The sequence below is a fragment of the Citrobacter sp. Cf132 genome, from assembly GCF_030333885.1.
Classification (GTDB): Bacteria; Pseudomonadota; Gammaproteobacteria; order Enterobacterales; family Enterobacteriaceae; genus Citrobacter; species Citrobacter freundii.
The window spans coordinates 142883-156959 of record NZ_JAOWFA010000031.1; the positions used below are offsets into that span (position 1 = coordinate 142883).

Consider the following 14077-nt stretch of genomic DNA (forward strand, 5'->3'; position numbering starts at 1 on the left):
CTCCACTTTGCCAATGAGAGCCGCCCCAGTTAGAACCTTTATCTAGTATTGCCAGAGTTTCTACAATCTCGCAATTCGGACATTTTAGTGTATATGTCGATTTATCTATGATTCCCAAATGTCTTCCTTAGCACGTAGCTTAATGCTCTCAGAGCAGAATCGTGTTTAACGAATTTAGTTTGCACCATGAGATTTTGTAGGTGCTGCACTAACTGGTCAACGTTTTCTTACCTAATCGTATGGTTTTGCACTCGATCGATGAGTGCTTTGGTCATATCGGTATCAGGTTCTGCTCGAATTCAGTTTCTGAGTGTGTATTGTTCTGACTAAAACATAAAAACGGCTATTAATTATATGTTTATCATCAGTATTGACAAGATTGCGAATCGGTTACTTTTTTAATGTCACTTGACAAATATCGAAAAATGCAAGATTATTGCTAGGTATTTCACCAAATCCCATCAAGGGCTACGTAACTCTACGCATGAGGTCTTTTTTATAATGAAGCAACCGTGGGAGCTAAACCCAGCTCTAACAATAGAGCGACTTAAACAACTTGCATCCCTAATTCGAAATGTCAGGGATGATGTGATTGATTTACATAATGAAGAGCTTGGTGATTCTGCTCGTTCAACTGGGTTGAGGGCCTATGAATGTTGCCGAACGAGGATAATTCGTGCTGCAACTCAATATGAAGAGTGGCCCTGGCTTGGCATAGTGAAAGACGATGGGAAATTTACCTTTTCTATTGATTCAGTGCCAGTCCGTTTGTACCGGGGAGGCCCTAATCGCCCGGAAGAGCGTAGGCTGATACCTTGCGTAGAAGCGCTGAGTCAGATGAGTTTATTGCCTGTTGAAGTAGGCAACGCTGCTTCAGTTATTTGGTTTTTTGCTGTTGAAGTTGATGATTTCCGCTATGTTGAGCGTGTAACCTTTACTGGCTTTTTAGAAGGCGTGCAGGTTTCATGCTGGGAAATTCCTTTGGATGAAAGGGTTCCTGCTTTCAGCTCCATTGATACCGAATTACCTGAGCCAGTCAAAACTCAGAAAGCATCAATCTCTGTTAAAAGGAAAGATAAAAAGGCCGAGAATGATGACTCGAATAATGGTTCGTAAGTTATGGCTATAGAATTTTATGGCGAGCGGCTTCGGCTCGCTCGTTTGTTAAAAGGGTATACTCTGCAAGAGCTTGGTGATGCTGTTTGCGTGACCCGGCAAAGTATACATCAGTACGAAAGTGACGTTCGGGCACCAGCTGATGACGTGCGGAATGCATTGGCAGAGTTTCTTCAGGTTTCCACCGATTTCTTCGGGATACCTCTTTCTGGTGACGTTAAGCCAGAGCAATGCCATTTTCGCAAAAGACAGACAACGCCTGCAGGTGTTAAAGAGCGGGTTCAGGCATACAGTACTATTCTTGAGCAACTCGTTGCTGAGCTGCATGAACACCTAGATATGCCCGAGAACGGTTTTAATTTGATTGATAATAGTAAGATTGTAGAATTAACACCTCCATTGATAGAAAAGATTGCTGAGGGGGCCCGTATTCGTTGGGGGCTAACACCTGATGCCCCTATAGATAATATGGTTAATGTTGTTGAAAATCAGGGAGCAATTGTTACCTGTTTTGATGGCGTGTCTGAAAAAGTTGATGCTTTATCTGTTAATAGAAAATTCCCTATAATAATTCGCAACACTGCGAAAGAAAGTGCCTGCCGAATGCGTTTTGACTTGGCTCATGAATGTGGTCATTTAATAATGCATGATGGTATTGAGACTGGATGTAAAAAAACAGAGCGAGAGGCTGATGCTTTTGCTAGTGCTTTCTTATTTCCTAGAAAGTCTTTTGCCAGAGAATTTCCGTCCTGCTTAGGTGTTGGCGGAATGATTGACTGGAAAAAAGTGTATGCTTTAAAAGCTCGATGGAAAGTTAGTGCTAAAGCAATTATTTATAGAGCACATTTCTTGGGATTTATTAACGCCCAGCAATATAGAAGCGCTAATGTTTGGTTCAGTCAAACACGACAAACAAAAAAAGAAAAACTGGACGATCAAATTCCGTTAGAAGAACCTCATGTTCTTGAGGAAAGTTTAACTATTTTGAAAGAACATCTGGGTATATCTTTCGGCATGTTAGCTGAAAAGATTAAAATCAAACCAGAATTATTGGCAGATATATCAGGTGTTAAATACGTACCTGACATAGATGATGGCTATGACGATATTGTTGTTCCATTCAAGTTTTGACGTTTTATTGTCCTCTATGGCCCTTAATATTTAAGGGCCTAAACTTTCTCTCTCACTCTGAGCAGTAGATAATTGGGATTGCGTTTACTTCTTTTACTGCATGAGAAAAAGATGACAATATCCATAGCAATTGAGTAATGTGCCCATTCACCTTCTCACCTCTGGATATTTTATTAAACTCATCCTTTATTTCATTCTTTGATACAAAGGAACAGCTCAGAATGCATTTTCTATGCAATTTAAAATCCTTTAAAAGATTAGAAATATATTCATCCAGACCATTTGAGTTGCCTTTTCTGGTCCTTTTTATATTTGTCTCACCTTTAGTTGAATTATATTTCTCTACAAATTTAGCTTCGAATTTTTTCATAAAATCAGCTTTACTAAAATTCATGTAACCTAAGTTTTTTACCGCTTGTCCGACAACATCATGCAAGTTACTAGCGGAAGTACTAACCGGTCCATGCTTCGAATGAATGAAATTGATGCATGAGTCACCTTTATTAAAGGTTATGTGATCAGCCCATTCATTACCTAAATCATCGCAAAAAACATAGTCATCATTTTTATGTATCTTCTCAACTAGATTAAACATTGACCCTTTCGAAAATTGGACACTGGTTTTCCTGAAATTACCTTTTTCACTAGTTACGGAATCCATATTTTCCACGGGTCTTAACATATCTAATATACTATTTATTTCTGCGATGCCTGAATCATCTTGAAAACAGTTTCCAATAAAATACATATAGCGGGGATCATCAAAAGTTATACTATAAAATCCATTTTTAATTATATAGCTTTGTAGCGTAACATTACTTCCTGATACATTTACTTTTAATGATCTCAAGAATGAGGAGTCGAAGGTTAAAGTTTTATTATTTATTCTGATAAATGCCCGGCCAAATTTAGTTGTTATTTTTCCTTCTGAATCGATGGCGTAAACTCTTTCGAGATGCTTTATCAATCGCTCTAATTCCTTCGTTTTTAGTTCAACCTCTATTCCTTTTTTGTTTTCATATCTAATTTTAATATCATCTTCGATGAGTTGGTCATATAAAGATGAGCTTTCAATTAAAATTGCATTTGGTTTTGAGTGCTCAAGCACTTCATGAAGTTTCTTCTGCTTAGCAAATGCATCTAAAAAATCCTTTTCGCCCCCACCATCTTTTATTAGAGAAAGTTGATTGTAAACCCAAAGAGCTAAGTTATCAAAGTTAATTCTATTAGATGACTCGACTAAACGCCCGGTTCCTGAAATAGTTCTTACAGTTGATCCTTGTCTGAATTTCAAGAATAGCGGTATTGATCTTCCAGCAGCATGAGTAGAGAAAGTGCCCTTTAAATCCGGAGCTTCATAAGATCGCTGCCTTATTGCTTTGTCCGATACCGTCATGTTTCTTAAGGATATTCTTTGGAAAGAAACATCAGAATCATTGAAAGTCTCAGCTATCATTGTGTTAGTAATCAGGTCAAAGTTTTTCTCAATTTTTTCAGATATATTAGAGCAGCTTTTTTTGATTATACTAATGTGATTTTCAAATTCAAAAATAATAATAAACGCATGAATTCTGTCATATAGGCCAAGCTCACCTTCATCTTTCCCAATGAAGTAAACTGGCCTGATCGTGGGGAATATCCTGACTGAATATAAATAAGGGATATCTTCATCAATTAAATGGCTTCGAGTTCTAAATTCATTTAGTATATATAGAGCATCAGGTTCAATATTGTCATCAGAAGCATTTAATATATCCAAGATAAATACATCTTCTATTGGAGGTAGTGGTTCATTTCCCTTGGAAATATAAAATTGTGCATTTTTGGTTAATTCTAACTTCTCAAGCATCGTAGTATCCTTTAAAGATAAAAATACAAAATATATTCGAGAAATAGTTCAGTGAAGGTAATCTACTTGATTGGTAGAAATTGATCAATTAATAAAATTTATTCCTGAGAGCTATGCCACTGATTAATATTCATATCAATGTCGAGATAATCTCCATGCAGGTAAATGATTTAACTGTCTGTCTGTAACCGCTGCGATCACTGGCGATAGATGTCATGCTCAACTCCTTCTCGTACAGGTCAGAATTCACGTTCAACAAAGTAAATTGCATCCGTCAGCAGCGTATGCCGTTTCAGCTCTGGCTGAATGGAGAAGGTGTCCCTGCGCTGACTATGTATCCCCAAGCTGTCAAACAAGAACAGCCGGGTGGAATCCGTGCGAATAACCACAGACCAGTGCCAGGTGGTGCCCAGAATCACCACGCGCTGCGCCTGATTTTCCGATGGTGCCAGCCAGTCGTTGATGTCGCTGAGAATCTGTCGGGTACGTCGGGAGCGGTAACGGAAAGGGGTATGAATATTGAGAGGATAATGTCGGGCGTAATGCCCTTTCAACAGGACATCACCAATCAGGTGGTCCATTTGCTCTTCATCCAAGCCAAGCGTCAGTAGATCAAATAAATCCCATCGTCGTTTATAGCTGCTAAGTAGGTGGTACATCAATTTTTCTCGCCGAACTCTGCCGTCATAAAGATAACTGAGGGTGTTAATCAGGCTGTAGATGCCACACAAGTAGTCATGCTGGCCCTGACGGGACGCATGGACGTCTCGGGGAAGTGTCATTGTAGTGATTCCAGAATAGGTGATGGCCGTGAACCAGCCAAGATGGGTTAATACAGTGGCTGAGTACGTAATGACTGCCACTATATTAATTATAGCAAAATCAAACAGTTAATTCAAATGATTCCTATTATCACTTATCCAACACAGTCAAGGCTTCCATCACTTATTACTGGTTAACGTCTCCTTCAGCCAGGTCCCTCGCAACCTGAGTCAGAGCCTGCTGTAAAAGTTTATCCCTGGAGGCCGGTTTCATTGTGCGAAACAGTTGTATCCACAGGTTAAGTTGCTCGTCTGCTGAGGCATCTGTCGCATCCCTCTCACTTTTCAGCGCCATCCCTGCCGCGCTGATATGGTACAGAAATCCCTTCCCACTCGTGCGTTTGCGGCGGATTTCCGGGTGCAGAGCTGTGAGTTTTTCCAGACGTAGCCGTGCCCCTTTCGCAGTTCCCGGCATCCCTTCCATTCCGGCAAACTGCTCTGCTGTTAGCCACTCTCCACTTTCTATCGCACCGATATCACTGGGCCCAGTCATCTGTTCATTACTCATAAAAATTTCACCTCTGATCAAAGCGTTAGTTAAATGAGCGCAAATAACCACAAAAAGGGAACTTGATAACTTCCCTTTGTTCGCTTTTAATATCTCCAGTACTAACAACCCGGAGTGAATACATTGAGTAACTCAACAGATTCGCAAAAAAAGCGAAGTAAGGGAAGTGCTGTTAACTGGCACCGGGCCGATATTATCGCGGCCCTGCACAAACAGGGGCTTTCTCTGTCTTCCCTCTCACGGCAGCATGGGCTGGCTTCACGGACACTAAATAATGCCTTCGAACGTCATTATCCACGGGCTGAAAAAATTATTGCAGACGCTTTGGGTACCACACCTGAATCCATCTGGCCTCAGCGCTATGGGGGAAAGTAAAGAAGTAAAACCGACAGATTCTGATATCACAAACCAGAACCAGTCTGACAACTACATGATTTTTAAGTATTAAGGACAGGAAATTATGAAAAAAACATTGATGGTCTCACTACCGAGTATCCTACTGCTTACATTATCAGCAGAAGCCAAAGTGTTACCGATCCAGTCATACAACGTCTTAACGGAGCAGTTCAGTCTTTTGAACACTTGCAGAGCTGAGGGATATATTGTCGATACAGCAGTACTTAAGCGGCTTGATAAACTCATCAAACGCTTTGAATACCAGGATGCCTCCGGTACCACAACCCGCATCACCCCGGCAATGGAGCAGGAATATCACAATCGAGCGGATATAGACGTACTGAATGCACGAATGCTTGGTCAGCAGGATCAGGCCTCCATTGTATGCAATAAAGTGCTTAAAGATTTCACTGACCGGTTCGATGAGCTTGAGGAAAAGATCTCAGCCACGAACTCGCCGCAAACCGAATCCCCTGCTTTAGCACCCGCCCCTACCGAGCCGGAAGACCGCCCGATGAAATGGGAAAACAGCCCGGTTCAGGGTATTCCAATTCAGTGAGGGGTAACACAATGAAGAAGCGTATTATTACTGCGCTACTCGTCACAACAGCATCCGCCCCGGCGCTGGCAACTTACCCGGCAAGCCAGCCTGCTCAGGCCGCAGAAGTGATGGTCAGGATGTGTCTACAGCAACGTACAGGCGTTGATAAGAAAACGGCGATCGGTAGAGTCTACGACACCGTAAGCGACTGGCCCATAGCCTCAACAACAGAGGTTGCTGCGGCTATGGATGAAGGATGGAAGTTCGCTGTACAGAATAGCGGGGCTCAGTGCGAGAAAATTTATCTCGTAATGATTGATATGCTGGCGGGGAAGACGCACCTAAAGGGCTGAACTAATGCTAACTATATTTCTTTGTTATTTTAAAGGATGCTAAAGCACTTAATATCTAATAAAGTAGAACACCGTCCTTTCAAATAAAAAAACCATACGGCAGCGATAATGTTTCTGACGTGTGGTTTTATTTCAGTTTTAATACTTCACTTTTGTGATGATATTTTCCGCCTAAGATATTGAATAGAGGTAATTACGTGTCACCATCCTTCCTAGAAAGATATACTGCAAGACTTAGTACTACAAGACTTAATGTAGCAAAAACCTGAACAAACACAATGTTTGTAATGAAAGGTGTATTTTGCCCACAAAAATTAAATGCATACCCCACATTCGTTAGCGTGCCAACACTCAACGACATTGTAACGGCATCATATACAGAATTTATTTGCGGTAATAGCATATATGCCGCCGCTGAATAAAAAAATATCTCTAAATAGCTAAATAGAGCTAACCGAATACGTTCATGTTTGTTTAACCCCGTAACGGATTCATGCTGCTGAAATATGTCACAAACAAAAGCATATGTGATCTCATAACTTCTAGAAATAAATCGAATAAAAGCTATACACATTAACGCTTTTGAATAAAAGTAATCATGAGCATATTCATAAACAAGAAAATTAAGCACCATGATAATAACACTAATACAAAAGTTAACCTTATTGTTTATATCCACATAATCTTTTAACTCTTCCTTCACTTTTTCACCCGTAACGTTTGCCTTTAGTCGGGATTTGAAGCGAAATGCCCACCAGTAATCAGGACTGATAAAAAATGTGCTTTCATGTCCATTCTGCCATCTTGCAATAGGAGGAGAAGAAAACTCTTTTCTGAACGGGTATAATATTCTCTTAATGATGTATGCAAATATTGAATATGTGATAAATGAGATAATAAAATATCTCATCCAAATATATACCCAATCCAATGACGTATATTCGCAAATACTAATCATGTATTTTTATCCAGATTAATAATAATCTTAGCTACCGTTGAAAATTCACTCATTTTTTTAACCTTGGCATCAGTCCACTCCCCGTCATCTATTATAATATCACCGTCTTTTTTACCTATTGAAAAAACGCTATTATTATTCAATTCCAACGCAACGGCCTTGACTGTTTTATCTTTTCTAACTCTCTCTTTGCATACCTTTTGATGAATTTCACGAATTATTTTTTCATTCTTATTTTTGACGGTAGAACATTGTTGCAAATAAGTGAATCCAATCAATTCTGCTATAACAAAACAACGTCCTTCAGTTGTTTTCAACATATCAACATCTAAAGCGGGAAACCCTCCTCCCCTGATAATTTCCTCAAGACATTTCTCCATATCTTTATGGATATAAATTTCCATTAACCTACCAAATTTTTTAACCAACGTATCACGCTGAATTTTTTTCCTGATCTTGGCAGCCTCACGCTTTTTTACCTGCGGGTTCCTCATCATACCTCCTACGACAAATGTACAGTTCGCCATTGACTATGTGACTGTCACAAATTCAAGGCGAACTGTCACGCTTCTTTTTCGAAAAATGAGAGAAATTGCATCTTGTAAATCCTGCTCCTCATTAACTGAAGGAGCACTTCGATGAACGAACTCAAATTGATCAAACGTCAGGCCGTACTGGAGCGCTGCGCCGTCAGCCGGGCAACGCTCTACCGAATGGTTGCAGCAGGCACATTCCCGCGTCCGGTATCGCTAACAGGAGGGCGTGCGGTGGCATGGTTGCAACACGACGTTGAGGCGTGGATTGCCTCCAGGGTACCCACAGGGCAGCGAAAGTAGCAGGTGGATGGCTTATGGGCGTGTTTTCAGCCCGTCTATAAGCCACATATGCGCCCACTTAGAACCATATTGCCACTGGGGAATATAACCAGTGAGAAGCATGTAATTGGATTAACTGATATAGCCACTCACGATGGTGGGTGGCATGGAGATAAACATGAATAATATCGACAATGGGAAGAAGTCATTAAAAATTGGGGTAAGCAAAGATGGGCACCCACTGAGAATGCGTGTGGATGCGATTACTATTGTAACCATGGCAGAAAACAAGAATGAGAGAATACTTATTAAACGTTGGGTTGAGAGTGTTTTTGAAGATCCAACGCCCTATTCTTTAAGACCTGCGACAATATCGAAGAATGGAAAAAAACTCTATCAAAAGGGGTTTGTTATATACTCTGGAAATACCATGCTGCTGAGGTTTGAATATAAACCAGTAAGAAGAAATGTTGGCAACATAAGAATGGAGTTTCGCCCTCAGCATTTGGATGAAAAGGGCATGGACAGCCTTATTCTTTGGATGGCTGAAAGTGGCCTCGGTGAGTTTATTTTCAAACTCTTAAAAAGAGCGTGGATTACACGCTTAGACGTGGCTCTAGATTTGTATAAGTGTACCCTTGAGGACTATTTTTTTGGGATGAAACGCTGCTATACAGGGAAAATGAACCTTGGCACGGAAACTAGGGGATTAACGCTGGGAACAGTAAATTCTCATATTCAGATGTCTATATATGAGAAAATTGATCTGTCTGATGCTGAGACATCCTTTAAAACAGTAAAAGCCGAGGGCAAAAACACTCTCAGCGTGGATCAGTTCGCGGGTTTCCTTCGTATCGAGGCCAGAATTCGCCCAAAAAGTATACCTCACTCAAAGCAGAGTAAGAATGCTCTGCTTCTGGCTGATATAGGCAAAGTAGAGAACCCGTATGAAGATCTACAGATCTATCAGAAAGGTTTGAACGAAACGCTGTATCTCACTGAGAGTCGCTTTAAATATGAAAAGGGGCATAATCTGGTGAAAAATAAACACGACTTTTTGAAGTCTGTTAATCTCAGGAAAATGCCGAAGCGTCTTGAGAATGTGTTCAGAATGTATGAATATGATCTTCTGAATAAGTCTGAAATATGGTGTGCTTGGCCCAGTTGCGTAGCTAAACTCGGCCTGTTAAGCAACGCGCCGTTGTGGGTCAACAGCAACAGAATACGCCGATTTGGTTAAACATACTCCAGATGCCCTTGTTACTCATACAGGGGCACTTAGGGCGCTGAATCATGACCATTGTTCATCGGTGAACGTTCGCGCCAAAATGGCCTTCAGACGAGCCTGTGAGTCATCAAAAATAGTTTCTGGCCCTGTATGAGTATTTTGTCATTTCACGGAGAGGCATATCCCCCCAGTAAAATTCATCGGTTACTTGCTAAATCTGTGCGCAGAAAGCGGCAACGACTCTTACAGGCACCCAGTTGTTAACGATAGTAGCCATATTGGCACGATACACAATTACCCAAGCAACCTCAGTATGGGGGATTCCTCACAGAACTAGTCGTGAGGACCGGAATTGCCTATTGCTCTGGGGTCATTCCAGTCTGTTAATCCCCTAACAAATCAATGAAACATTTTATCGCCGTACAGGCTAACTGATTTTTTTGTTGTTTTTTATCGGCATCACATTGTAATCCTCACCGCGTTCCAGTGAGGCCAGTAATGCTGCCCACTGCTCTAAGGCTGCTTTACGTTCTTGAAAATATTCATAACGGTTATAGATGCCTTCTACACCCTTGATACGGTGGTTTAAACAACGCTCTGCAACAACAGGGTCAACGCCTAAAGCAGCTAAGTGTGAGCGCCCTGTACGTCGGAAATCATGGATGGTGAAATTTGGTATATCAGGAAGGTTGCTGCGCACTTTTGCCAGTGCTACGGGCAGTGTACTTTCCTGTATATGAGGGATCATTCTGTGTTGCATTTTACGCGCAGGTAGCACCCACTGGCTATTGAGGGACATCTGGTGTAGTTCCTTCAACCATTCAACGGTTATCGCGGGTAAGGGGATATCGATAGCATCACCGTTCTTTACCCGTTCGGCAGGTAAATGCCAGACTGAGTTATTTAAATCAAATTCAGCCCACTGAGCAGCGCAGAGTTCCATTTTCCTACAGCAGAGTGCAAGCAGAAGTTTCATAGTCAGCTCGTTTTGCCGGGAAAATCCTTGAGTCACCCGCATGGCCTGAAAGAATTTAATCAATTCTTCTCTGCTCAGCCAGCGTTCACGGGATTTCTCCTTACCTCCAGCATCAGCGATCTCAAACGCTGTTGTGGGGTTACTCTCCAGCATATGGCGTTTGATACCATAGTTGAAAATGCGGCGGGTCCAGCGGAGGACATCATTAGCCACTGTAGGGGCGTTTCGTGCGATGATCTTCTGCAACATATCATCAATATGGCGGGGGCGAACATCTTCGATTTTAAGATGCCCAATACTAGGATTGATGTCTTTGTCGATACGACGGCGCAGGATATCTGGATGTTTCCAGTTCCCTAAGATCTGGCGTTCGAAGTACTCGTGGGCCAGATCTGAAACCTTCAACGCATTTTTTTGTTCTTCAATCTTTTTGATAGCCTCGGCCTTACGTTCCTGCTTTTCTCCTGCAACGTCATAGCCTAAGGCAACACGTGCGGAAAGCTCTTTCGCCGTTTCTCGCGCTTTAGCGAGTGAAAATTCAGAGTAGGTTCCAATAACCATTGCCCTCTGTTTCCCGACAAACCGATAGCGGAAACGCCAGAATGGTATAGCGTAGTTTTTAGGAAAGCATAGATACAAGCCATTGCCATCAGATCGACCATTAAATCGTTCCCCAGCCCTCACCCATGCTTTGATCTGAATGTCCGTTAGCTTTGCCATAATTCGTCCTCAATGAAGTTCTTACTGTGTACATAGATGTGCGTGTACATAACATGAGTATATACACAACTATGTACACGATAAATGTGCGCTGTATTGAGATCGTGTGAGATTCTATGGTATTAGAAAAGCCCGTTATTACACAGGCTTGTTGGTGTCGGTGAGATGTTGTGAGACTTAAAAAGTTTTTCTGAAATTTTACTCTATGTTTTGAATTTGCTCGCGCATTTGCTCGATCAATACCTTCAGTTCAATTGCGGAGTTAGTCACTTCGGCATTGATAGACTTCGATGCCAGAGTATTCGACTCACGGTTGAATTCCTGCATCATGAAGTCCAGACGACGGCCAACCGCCTCTTTTTTCTTCAGAATGTTGTAGGTTTCTTTGACGTGAGCTTCCAGGCGATCCAGTTCTTCAGCCACGTCGATACGCTGTGCCATCAGCACCAGTTCTTGCTCAAGGCGGTTATTTTCCAGCTGCACCTGAGCATCTTCCAGTTTGGCTACCAGACGCTCGCGCTGCCATTGCAGGATTTCCGGCATATGTGCGCGCACTTTTGTGACTTCAGCGCTGACGCCTTCCAGACGCTGCTCGATCAACGCCTTCAGTGCCTGACCTTCGGTTTCACGCGCAACGATAAAGTCATCCAGCGTACCGTCAAGCGCGGCGAGGATTTCGGCGGCAATGGCGTCCAGATCTTGCTCCTGGGCTGCCATTACGCCTGGCCAACGCAGGATATCAACCGGGTTAATTTCACCTTCATCACTCTGCATTTTGACCCAGTTAGCAGCGCTAACGAGCTGTTTAGCGAGTTTTTCATTCAGAATCAGCTCGCCTTGTGCACTGGCATCAGGCTCAAAACGCAGCGTACATTCGACTTTACCGCGCGTCAGACGCGTGCGAATACGTTCGCGAACTACGGGTTCGAGACTACGGAACTGCTCCGGCAGGCGAAAATAAGTTTCCAGATAACGCTGGTTTACCGAGCGCATTTCCCAGGTAGCGCTACCCCATTCACCCTTGATTTCACGCCGGGCGTAAGCGGTCATGCTGCGGATCATAGACGTTCCTGTTTTTAAAGATGAGATGGGAGGATTATAGCCATCCACGTCTTGTCAGGATAGGAATAACAGTCGGAAGTCCGTATAATGCGCAGCCACATTCGTTTCAAGCCGGAGATTTTATCATGCGTCCAGCAGGTCGTAGTGCCAATCAGGTGCGTCCCGTCACCCTGACCCGTAATTATACAAAACACGCTGAAGGCTCCGTGCTGGTCGAATTTGGTGATACCAAAGTGCTATGTACCGCTTCTATTGATGAAGGCGTACCGCGTTTTCTGAAAGGTCAGGGCCAAGGTTGGATCACCGCAGAATATGGCATGCTGCCACGCGCCACACACACCCGTAACGCCCGTGAAGCGGCGAAAGGTAAGCAGGGCGGTCGTACCATGGAAATCCAGCGTCTGATCGCTCGTGCGCTGCGCGCTGCCGTTGACCTGAAGACGCTCGGTGAGTTCACCATTACGCTGGACTGCGATGTTATCCAGGCAGATGGCGGTACCCGCACCGCATCAATTACCGGCGCATGCGTTGCGTTGGCGGATGCGCTGAACAAGCTGGTCGCGAGCGGTAAACTGAAAACTAACCCGATGAAAGGGATGGTCGCCGCGGTTTCCGTGGGCATTGTTAACGGTGAAGCGCTCTGTGACCTCGAGTACGTTGAAGACTCTGCTGCAGAAACCGACATGAACGTAGTGATGACTGAAGACGGTCGCATTATAGAGGTTCAGGGCACGGCGGAAGGTGAGCCATTCAGCCATGAAGAACTTCTCACCCTACTGGCGTTAGCCCGAGGGGGAATCGAATCCATTGTAGCGACGCAGAAGGCGGCGTTAGAAAATTGATTTTAAAGGCGACTGATGAGTCGCCTTTTTTTTGTCTGTAATAAAGTGAGATGAGGAGCGAATCCATGAAACCGTATCAGCGCCAGTTTATTGAGTTTGCGCTTAGCAAGCAGGTACTAAAGTTTGGCGAGTTTACGCTGAAATCCGGGCGTAAAAGCCCCTATTTCTTCAACGCCGGACTGTTTAATACCGGGCGCGACCTGGCTCTGTTAGGCCGTTTTTACGCCGAAGCGCTGGTGGATTCCGGTATTGAGTTCGATTTGCTGTTTGGCCCAGCGTACAAAGGTATTCCGATTGCGACTACAACGGCCGTTGCGCTGGCTGAACACCACGATAAAGATTTGCCGTACTGCTTTAACCGTAAAGAGGCGAAGACCCACGGTGAAGGTGGCAATCTGGTCGGTAGTGCACTTGAGGGGCGCGTGATGCTGGTGGATGATGTTATCACCGCAGGTACGGCGATTCGTGAGTCGATGGAAATTATCCAGGCGAATGGCGCCACTCTGGCGGGGGTACTGATTTCTCTCGATCGTCAGGAACGCGGTCGCGGCGAGATTTCCGCTATTCAGGAAGTGGAACGTGATTACGGTTGCAAAGTGATCTCTATTATCACCCTGAAAGACCTGATTGCGTATCTGGAAGAGAAACCGGAGATGGCGGAGCACCTGGCGGCAGTACGAGCCTATCGCGAAGCATACGGTGTATAAGGACAGCAGGATAGCGCTGCGCTGATCCGGCCTACGCACTTACCGGGCCTACGG

16 protein-coding genes are annotated in these 14077 nt (G+C 43.4%); 9 read left to right on the forward strand and 7 right to left on the reverse strand.

What is annotated here, in order from left to right; genetic code table 11:
* Positions 1 to 501: 501 nt before the first annotated feature.
* Together OGV85_RS02275 and OGV85_RS02280 are read left to right on the forward strand one after the other, a co-directional pair.
* On the forward strand, positions 502 to 1116 hold the full coding sequence (locus OGV85_RS02275) for a hypothetical protein (protein WP_223862641.1): 615 nt from the start codon (positions 502 to 504) through the stop codon (positions 1114 to 1116).
* 3 nt (positions 1117 to 1119) lie between these two features.
* Entirely contained in the window at positions 1120 to 2247 is a 1128-nt protein-coding gene (locus OGV85_RS02280) for a helix-turn-helix domain-containing protein (protein ID WP_032175747.1), read from the forward strand.
* A 52-nt stretch (positions 2248 to 2299) separates the two neighbouring features.
* Here OGV85_RS02280 and OGV85_RS02285 read toward each other — a convergent pair whose 3' ends face one another.
* From OGV85_RS02285 to OGV85_RS02295, 3 genes are all read right to left on the reverse strand, one after another.
* Entirely contained in the window at positions 2300 to 4096 is a 1797-nt protein-coding gene (locus OGV85_RS02285; RefSeq protein WP_053263784.1) for a hypothetical protein, read from the reverse strand.
* 239 nt (positions 4097 to 4335) lie between these two features.
* A complete protein-coding gene (locus OGV85_RS02290; protein ID WP_045426554.1) occupies positions 4336 to 4878 on the reverse strand; it encodes a hypothetical protein in 543 nt (180 codons plus the stop codon).
* 166 nt (positions 4879 to 5044) lie between these two features.
* Positions 5045 to 5425, reverse strand: a complete 381-nt coding sequence (locus OGV85_RS02295) for a hypothetical protein (protein WP_050487627.1) — start codon at positions 5423 to 5425, stop codon at positions 5045 to 5047.
* A 123-nt stretch (positions 5426 to 5548) separates the two neighbouring features.
* Here OGV85_RS02295 and OGV85_RS02300 point away from each other — a divergent pair, with 123 nt between their 5' ends.
* The 3 genes from OGV85_RS02300 to OGV85_RS02310 all read left to right on the forward strand — a co-directional run bounded on the left by OGV85_RS02300 (position 5549) and on the right by OGV85_RS02310 (position 6715).
* Complete coding sequence (locus tag OGV85_RS02300; protein WP_032175744.1) at positions 5549 to 5800, forward strand: helix-turn-helix domain-containing protein; 252 nt, start codon at positions 5549 to 5551, stop codon at positions 5798 to 5800.
* Positions 5801 to 5885: 85 nt separating this feature from the next.
* Positions 5886 to 6380 (forward strand): hypothetical protein, encoded by a 495-nt coding sequence (locus OGV85_RS02305; RefSeq protein WP_053263756.1) that lies wholly within the window; start codon positions 5886 to 5888, stop codon positions 6378 to 6380.
* A gap of 11 nt (positions 6381 to 6391) precedes the next feature.
* Positions 6392 to 6715, forward strand: coding sequence for a hypothetical protein (locus tag OGV85_RS02310; RefSeq protein ID WP_032175742.1), 324 nt, complete (start codon positions 6392 to 6394; stop codon positions 6713 to 6715).
* 193 nt (positions 6716 to 6908) lie between these two features.
* On the opposite strand, the gene OGV85_RS02315 is transcribed toward OGV85_RS02310, so the two are convergent.
* Both OGV85_RS02315 and OGV85_RS02320 read right to left on the reverse strand, forming a co-directional pair.
* Entirely contained in the window at positions 6909 to 7673 is a 765-nt protein-coding gene (locus OGV85_RS02315; RefSeq protein WP_053263757.1) for a hypothetical protein, read from the reverse strand.
* Positions 7670 to 8170, reverse strand: a complete 501-nt coding sequence (locus tag OGV85_RS02320; protein ID WP_149010916.1) for a hypothetical protein — start codon at positions 8168 to 8170, stop codon at positions 7670 to 7672. The genes OGV85_RS02315 and OGV85_RS02320 overlap by 4 nt, the downstream gene beginning before the upstream one ends.
* Before the next feature lie 141 nt (positions 8171 to 8311).
* Here OGV85_RS02320 and OGV85_RS02325 point away from each other — a divergent pair, with 141 nt between their 5' ends.
* Both OGV85_RS02325 and OGV85_RS02330 read left to right on the forward strand, forming a co-directional pair.
* Positions 8312 to 8509 carry a helix-turn-helix transcriptional regulator gene (locus OGV85_RS02325; protein ID WP_032175739.1) on the forward strand — a complete coding sequence of 66 codons (198 nt, stop codon included), beginning with the start codon at positions 8312 to 8314 and terminating at the stop codon, positions 8507 to 8509.
* A 157-nt stretch (positions 8510 to 8666) separates the two neighbouring features.
* Entirely contained in the window at positions 8667 to 9728 is a 1062-nt protein-coding gene (locus OGV85_RS02330) for a hypothetical protein (RefSeq protein WP_139156526.1), read from the forward strand.
* 415 nt (positions 9729 to 10143) lie between these two features.
* On the opposite strand, the gene OGV85_RS02335 is transcribed toward OGV85_RS02330, so the two are convergent.
* Positions 10144 to 11412 (reverse strand): tyrosine-type recombinase/integrase, encoded by a 1269-nt coding sequence (locus OGV85_RS02335; protein WP_045426541.1) that lies wholly within the window; start codon positions 11410 to 11412, stop codon positions 10144 to 10146.
* A 198-nt stretch (positions 11413 to 11610) separates the two neighbouring features.
* Complete coding sequence (locus OGV85_RS02340) at positions 11611 to 12474, reverse strand: YicC/YloC family endoribonuclease (protein WP_003024052.1); 864 nt, start codon at positions 12472 to 12474, stop codon at positions 11611 to 11613.
* Positions 12475 to 12599: 125 nt separating this feature from the next.
* Between OGV85_RS02340 and rph the strand changes: the two genes are divergently transcribed.
* Together rph and pyrE are read left to right on the forward strand one after the other, a co-directional pair.
* Positions 12600 to 13316 carry a ribonuclease PH gene (gene rph / locus OGV85_RS02345; RefSeq protein ID WP_003024054.1) on the forward strand — a complete coding sequence of 239 codons (717 nt, stop codon included), beginning with the start codon at positions 12600 to 12602 and terminating at the stop codon, positions 13314 to 13316.
* A gap of 65 nt (positions 13317 to 13381) precedes the next feature.
* Positions 13382 to 14023, forward strand: a complete 642-nt coding sequence (gene pyrE, locus OGV85_RS02350) for an orotate phosphoribosyltransferase (RefSeq protein ID WP_003024058.1) — start codon at positions 13382 to 13384, stop codon at positions 14021 to 14023.
* Positions 14024 to 14077 lie beyond the last annotated feature (54 nt).

What these genes read in the sequence shown, in the direction of transcription:
- OGV85_RS02310 (WP_032175742.1), top strand. Translation starts at nt 6,392, where the DNA reads ATGAAGAAGCGTATTATTACTGCGCTACTCGTCACAACAGCATCCGCC.
- OGV85_RS02315 (WP_053263757.1), bottom strand. Translation starts at nt 7,673, where the DNA reads ATGATTAGTATTTGCGAATATACGTCATTGGATTGGGTATATATTTGG.
- OGV85_RS02305 (WP_053263756.1), top strand. Translation starts at nt 5,886, where the DNA reads ATGAAAAAAACATTGATGGTCTCACTACCGAGTATCCTACTGCTTACA.
- OGV85_RS02285 (WP_053263784.1), bottom strand. Translation starts at nt 4,096, where the DNA reads ATGCTTGAGAAGTTAGAATTAACCAAAAATGCACAATTTTATATTTCC.
- rph (WP_003024054.1), top strand. Translation starts at nt 12,600, where the DNA reads ATGCGTCCAGCAGGTCGTAGTGCCAATCAGGTGCGTCCCGTCACCCTG.
- OGV85_RS02325 (WP_032175739.1), top strand. Translation starts at nt 8,312, where the DNA reads ATGAACGAACTCAAATTGATCAAACGTCAGGCCGTACTGGAGCGCTGC.
- OGV85_RS02290 (WP_045426554.1), bottom strand. Translation starts at nt 4,878, where the DNA reads ATGACACTTCCCCGAGACGTCCATGCGTCCCGTCAGGGCCAGCATGAC.
- OGV85_RS02335 (WP_045426541.1), bottom strand. Translation starts at nt 11,412, where the DNA reads ATGGCAAAGCTAACGGACATTCAGATCAAAGCATGGGTGAGGGCTGGG.
- OGV85_RS02330 (WP_139156526.1), top strand. Translation starts at nt 8,667, where the DNA reads ATGAATAATATCGACAATGGGAAGAAGTCATTAAAAATTGGGGTAAGC.
- OGV85_RS02295 (WP_050487627.1), bottom strand. Translation starts at nt 5,425, where the DNA reads ATGAGTAATGAACAGATGACTGGGCCCAGTGATATCGGTGCGATAGAA.
- OGV85_RS02320 (WP_149010916.1), bottom strand. Translation starts at nt 8,170, where the DNA reads ATGATGAGGAACCCGCAGGTAAAAAAGCGTGAGGCTGCCAAGATCAGG.
- OGV85_RS02280 (WP_032175747.1), top strand. Translation starts at nt 1,120, where the DNA reads ATGGCTATAGAATTTTATGGCGAGCGGCTTCGGCTCGCTCGTTTGTTA.
- pyrE (WP_003024058.1), top strand. Translation starts at nt 13,382, where the DNA reads ATGAAACCGTATCAGCGCCAGTTTATTGAGTTTGCGCTTAGCAAGCAG.
- OGV85_RS02340 (WP_003024052.1), bottom strand. Translation starts at nt 12,474, where the DNA reads ATGATCCGCAGCATGACCGCTTACGCCCGGCGTGAAATCAAGGGTGAA.
- OGV85_RS02275 (WP_223862641.1), top strand. Translation starts at nt 502, where the DNA reads ATGAAGCAACCGTGGGAGCTAAACCCAGCTCTAACAATAGAGCGACTT.